Annotated in this window: 1 protein-coding gene; it reads right to left on the bottom strand. The window is 53.0% G+C overall.

The features are described from left to right. Nucleotides 1-1,015 (bottom strand): condensation domain-containing protein (locus CKY02_RS23110; RefSeq protein WP_205068481.1); only part of this gene is annotated, 1,015 nt, incomplete at both ends.

The raw sequence follows: 1,015 nt of genomic DNA, 5'->3' as shown, positions 1-1,015 counted from the left end.
GCGGCGTAATCCGGGTATTGAATCGCCAATGTCGGCAAGGGATCGGATTGTCCGGCCATAAACGCCGTATAGAGCGCATTCAATTCCTGTATCAGCACATTGGCAGACCAGCCATCGGAAATAATGTGGTGCAAAGTCAGCAAAAACTGATATTCGTCATCAGTGATCCGGATGAGAGCCGAACGGATAAGCGGGCCGCTTTCGAGGTCAAATGACGCGTGGGCCTCCTCCGTACTCAGGCGCTCAAGAACTTCATCAGCATCCGAAACTCCGCGCAGGTCATATTGAGATAACAGTAAGCCGCTATCCGGTTCCAACAGCCGTACTTGCGGCTGACCATCTACAGAGACAAAGATAGAACGTAACGCTTCATGACGGGCAAACAAGGTATCCAGCGCCTTTTGCCAGGCCATGACATCCAACTCACCACACAAACGCAGGGCCATCGGAATATGATAAGTTTCACTGACGCCCTCAAGTTGTGCCAGGAACCACAGGCGCTGTTGCGCAAATGACAACGGTAATTCCCCTTCACGGGATATCGGCACAATGGCTGGCAGGATAGTATCCGTTTGCTCCTTCCGGGTCTGCATAGCCTCAGCAAATGCCCTTAACGAAGGGGATTTAAACAGGGTGGTTAGCGGCAGTTCAATACCCAAAGCGGCTACCCGGTTCATCACCCGCACCGCCAGCAACGAATGGCCGCCCAGAGCAAAGAAATTGTCATACCGGCTGATCTGTTCAACACCTAAGACTTCACGCCAAATCGCCGCCAGAGCCATTTCCATTTCTCCCTGAGGCGCTTCGTAAACCTGACGGGCCACGGCTTCATTGTCTGGCGCAGGTAACGCTTGACGATCCAGCTTACCGTTAGGTGTTAACGGAAACGCATCCAGCCGTACAAAGGCCGACGGTACCATGTAATCAGGCAACTGAATGCTCAGATGTTCGCGTAAACTGTTAATCAGCCCCTCGTGAGCTTCCGCCACCACATAGGCCACCAGCCGTTTCTCCT

It is taken from the genome of Photorhabdus bodei (assembly GCF_003287735.1).
Classification (GTDB): domain Bacteria; phylum Pseudomonadota; class Gammaproteobacteria; order Enterobacterales; family Enterobacteriaceae; genus Photorhabdus; species Photorhabdus kayaii.
The sequence above is the reverse complement of the archived record's forward strand: the minus strand, read 5'-3'. Positions and strand labels throughout refer to the sequence as shown.